The 4,865-nt window shown below is 40.7% G+C and carries 1 protein-coding gene and 1 pseudogene; both read left to right on the top strand.

Annotation, left to right across the window (positions count from 1 at the left end; translation table 11 throughout):
* Positions 1-86 precede the first annotated feature (86 nt).
* Positions 87-1,754, top strand: a complete 1,668-nt coding sequence (locus tag BBG47_RS27060; RefSeq protein ID WP_065294329.1) for a hypothetical protein — start codon at positions 87-89, stop codon at positions 1,752-1,754.
* Positions 1,755-1,817: 63 nt separating this feature from the next.
* Positions 1,818-4,865 (top strand): annotated as a pseudogene (locus BBG47_RS27065) (polymorphic toxin-type HINT domain-containing protein); the annotation flags it as partial.

Consider the following 4,865-nt stretch of genomic DNA (forward strand, 5'->3'; position numbering starts at 1 on the left):
TTATTATATACAATCCTATAAAGAACAGGGGGAGGTTGTTTGATTAATAGGGACGTGTTAGTAAATTCAAAAAGGAGAGGTGAAGTATGAAATATGCAATTTCATTTATGTTAATAGTTTTTTTGACGATTTCCTTATCTAGTGTCAATTCTTTTGCATCCGTTTACAACTATGATGCGAATGGAAACATAACGCAAATCATGAATGATGAAACGGAAATCTCGTATGAGTCAGATCAGAACGGAGTTATGACGGGGAGAAGTGTCTCCAAGAAAGTGTACAATAGTGTAATTGCAAACGGGAATTTTAAAGAAGTAGATACCGCGGGGAATGCAAAGGGCTGGGAGCTTATGACCGTCAGTAATGTACCCTACAGTTCGAGTATTAAAAAAATCGACTCGAGAAATCATCAGCAAATCCAAGCTTCTAATATGACTGCTGGAAGCTTAATTGGCATAAAACAAACATTTGCTATTCCATATATTTATGATAAATACGTTGGTATGAAGAGCTCCTTGAAGATCGATCAATTGCAAAATGCCGAGGTAGTGATGGCTTTAGATTTTATAGATGATACGGGCAAGATTATTAAAAGGGTTACGAAAAAGAGCACGTTAACGGGCGATTTTTTTTACACAATGAGTGAGGGAATAGGTGGTGTTCCTTTTAATACAAAAAAGGCAGTCATTCAATTATTCATTCAAGCAACGGGAAATAATGCTGCTGGATCAATAACGATTAAAGGTGTTGATGTTACTTATGATTTCAATTACTACTTCAACATGCTGATGAATCATGATTTTCAAGGAGAAATCAACTTAACAGAAGTTGGGAGGATATTTGATTACTGGCAATATACTGGTGATGCAAATCGTTATAGTTTCTCAGAAAGTAGGTTTGAAAGAGGAAAAAGGAGACAAATTATATTTTTTAGCGGAATTGGTAGCAAAGAAATATACCTAACGCAAAATATATTGCTAGACGATTCAATGAACTTTCAATTAAGGGGGATATTGAAACGAACTTTATCTACAGTATCACATTTACGCATTTCGTTTTTTAATCAAGACGGTATTTTGTTGGGGACAAGTACTTCTTCATCTGATAGTCCTACGGATATTACCTTATCAAGCAGAGGGAGCATTCCGAAGGGTGCGGTTTATGCAACTATTTATGCAGGAGCGCGCTTTGAAAGTAGCAGTAATGGAAGTAACGGAATGGTTGAGATTGATGATGTAGCGTTTGAGTATAGTACAGAACCGCAGGCATTATGGAATTCATTGCTTGCCTTATTTGGTCATAATAGCGAAGTAGCATTAGGATGGAAAAAAGTAAATGACGGCGATCAGAAAGCAAGAGTCTTTGAAAAACATTATAGTGGCAGAGGGCAAAAAATAAACGCACAGACAGGGAGATGGGGAAGGTATGGAATCTCGCAAAATGTACAGATAGGCGATGTTACTAAAAAAAGCAAATTCTTATTAACCGGCGAGATTTCGGTTTTCCATAGTTCTAATGCTAGATTAGAAATTGTGGTCTCTCTTCCTTATAGTTCTGGTAAGATGGTGTTTAGCGAAGCTTATATACTAACTCCAGGTGAAAAGAAATCTATTCGCATTGAAGGGGAAAAAATGCTGGGTGTAGCAGAAGCGGAAATCTCTGCTAGCTTAGTCCCAATGAATTCTAACGAAACATGGAATTCAAGTATTGTAGTTCATTATTTACGGTTTAATCCTGATTATAAGCCTTCATGAACCAGAAAAACGAGACTTCCTTATCGCATAAGCACGGAATGATAATTGAATGGAGAGATTCCCTTGAGAAGATGGTTATTACAAATTCTCGTATGTATATTATTCATTACTAGTGTGCCCCTTGCGTCTGCGCAAGAAACTTTTTCATCTGAAATCTCGATTAATAAGACTGAACCAACGGTAACCTCCAGCGTGTATGCCCCTCAAGCGACCTTCACAGATATTGACTCAGATGAACTAATCACGATTACTTCTGTTACCGAAACCTTTAACGTAACCAGAGATTGGGTGATGAAGGAGTTATTCAAAGGCTACGAGCTTCATCAAATCTACCAAGGATTGAAGGCGAAGCAGCTAGGAAATGACTATGAACAATACATGAATCATACCTATCCGAAGCCTGCTCCAGATCCGCTTATCACTCATCAGGAACAAGTGCAGAGCGTATCAGAGACTGTATATAAGGTAAGTGTGACAGAGCAAGTATATGCCAAGAAGGAATATTCGGTAGTGGATTCGGTGTATGGAGTGCAGATGCTCTCTGACCGAGAGCCTTATGATAAAATCGCTTTGCGCAATAAACCGCTTCGATTGGATCAAGCCCCTTACTCCGTCGGAGCCGTTAGTGACCATATCTCGCCTGTGGACGGCTCCTTGCGCGTGGAAGTAACGGATTTGGTTATGCCGGGACCGAACGGCTTGGACTTTGCACTGCGGAGAATTTATGACAGTTCCTTGGCAAAAGACGATATTTATGTGAATGAGTATGGGAGAAATAGAACGCAGGAAACCAAGGAAGAAGAGAGATTCCGTCTTGGCAAGGGGTGGGTCTGGGATGTTTCATACATTAAAACGATAAATGATCATGATTACATCTATATTTCAGGTGCTGGTACCTATGCATTGGAGAATGACCGATTAATCGGGTATCCCCTTGGGGATTTAGACTTTCAAAAATCGAACAGATTATTGCAATCCGATGAGAGGGCTTCTTATGAGCTTCTTAATAAAACGACGGGAATCAAACAATATTTTAATCATATTGGCGAACTCATCTTAATCGAGGACAAGGACAGCAACTGGATTCAATTCTCGTATAAATATCAATCCGATCTGGGAAGAATTCTATATAGGATCCAAAGCCGGACCAGTGATCACCGTAATATGAACGAAATGAATATTTTCTATAACGCAGATAATACGATTACCATTCAAACTGGAGATCGAAGAGTGATTTATAAGAAGGAAAGAGTTAGTAAAATAAAGAACGATTATCTGCATAGGGAGCAAGATATCTTAACGGAAGTAATTGATCCACTTGGTCGCTCGACGAAGTATGACTATGGCGTATGGAACATCCTGCAATTTAATTTGGTCAGATCTTATGAAAATCTCCCTAAATATTCGAATGAACGTAGAATATACTGGGGAGAGAACGAGATGATTGCGCTTGGTGTCATTGAACATCCGACCAAGGCTATCACGGAATTTGGATTCGAAGGCACGATTGAGCGAAAGATCGGTGACTTTGCAGTAGAGAATGCGGTTCGCTATAAATCCCGCAGGAATTATTATAGCTCGCCGAGATATACCAGGAAAAATGAGTTGACTCTAAGATACACAAGGGATATGAATAACGAGCTAGATAGAGATGGGATTGGGGATGGCGGAAAGTACATCGAGCAGAATTTCGAATTTTCTGTAGACGTGTACGATAAATTCAAAACGACGACCTATACGTACGAAAAGCAATTTGTAGCGTACGATGCGCCTTCGGCAATTTATAACACAAAAACGGAAGTTCGAGATGAAAAGACAAATAACCGTCAGGTGTTCCGTTATGAATTTGATAGAGAACGAAAAAATCCGAATCCAACCCGTATCGAGGAGACACATTATCGAGGGGGTTACGCATCTGCCCCTCGCGTTACGACGCGGGAGTATGATTACTGGGGGCAATTGACCTCGGAAACGAATCCGCTCGGTTTCACAAGCCGTTATGAGTACACCGACGTATTGCCTAACAAGCTCTTCGTCATGACGAAGAGCAGCGTACCGATAGACAGGTATATGACCTTACTCTCTGAATACGAGTACGAGACAGTTCGCGGAAAGTTAAAGCAGGCCGTCTCCAAAGACGGCAGTGGAAACATCGTTCAGCAGTTGAATTATGAGTATGATGATGTGGGAAACCCGGTCAAGATTCGGATTAAGGGAGATACGGATGACACTGTCATCTACCAAGAATTCAGCCCTAAGTTCAAAAGTATGTATCTAAGTGGACAGATTGTTGGAGTAAAGAACGTAGAGGGCAGAAGTGAACTCGTGGAAAGCCACATGGAATATATTCCGGAAAGCGGGCTTCCGACAAAATATACAGACGGTAATGGCAACACTACTTCTTTTACTTATGACAAACTGGGAAGAATTACGGCTGAAATCAATCCAGATGGAACAAAGACGACAGTCGTTTACGATGATCAGGCTAATAAGATGTTCATTACCGATCCGATCGGACTGCAAATCGAGAAGCATTTCGATCCGCTCGGCAATCTGATTGCCGAAACCAATGGACGAGGCATTGCCCAGCACACATATGACGAGAACGGCCGGCTTGTCCGTAAAGGGAATTTTAACGGAACGGAGATTCAATACGAATATGATGCCTGGAATAGGGTCATAAAGGAAAATTTCCTTCATGGCGCGAATCGCATTGTATATGACGATGTAGTCAACACGAAAACGACCTTTGATGGGGCGAATAATGGTATTCGTGAAACGTACGACAAGATGAATCGGCTCATCATGAAAGAAGAAATTAAGCCATCAGGTCAACAGCTTCTATTGAATCGCTACGAATATGACTATGCAGGAAACGTTAGGTTTGTATACGATGGCAACGGTAATATGACAGTTTATATATATGACGTATTGGGGCGTGTAATCGCTGTTCAGGATGCTGGAGGGATGACGACTAGCTATCGGTATAATTTGTCGGGGGATTTAGTCGAAATCAGGTTTCCGGACGGAAATACAGTACAGAAGCGGTATGATAACATCGGGCGCTTGCTAGAGCAAACTGATCCGAACAAGCAAAGTAAACGCTTCTAT

Origin of the sequence: Paenibacillus sp. KS1, assembly GCF_001680695.1 — a bacterium.
GTDB lineage: Bacteria > Bacillota > Bacilli > Paenibacillales > Paenibacillaceae > Paenibacillus_B > Paenibacillus_B suaedae.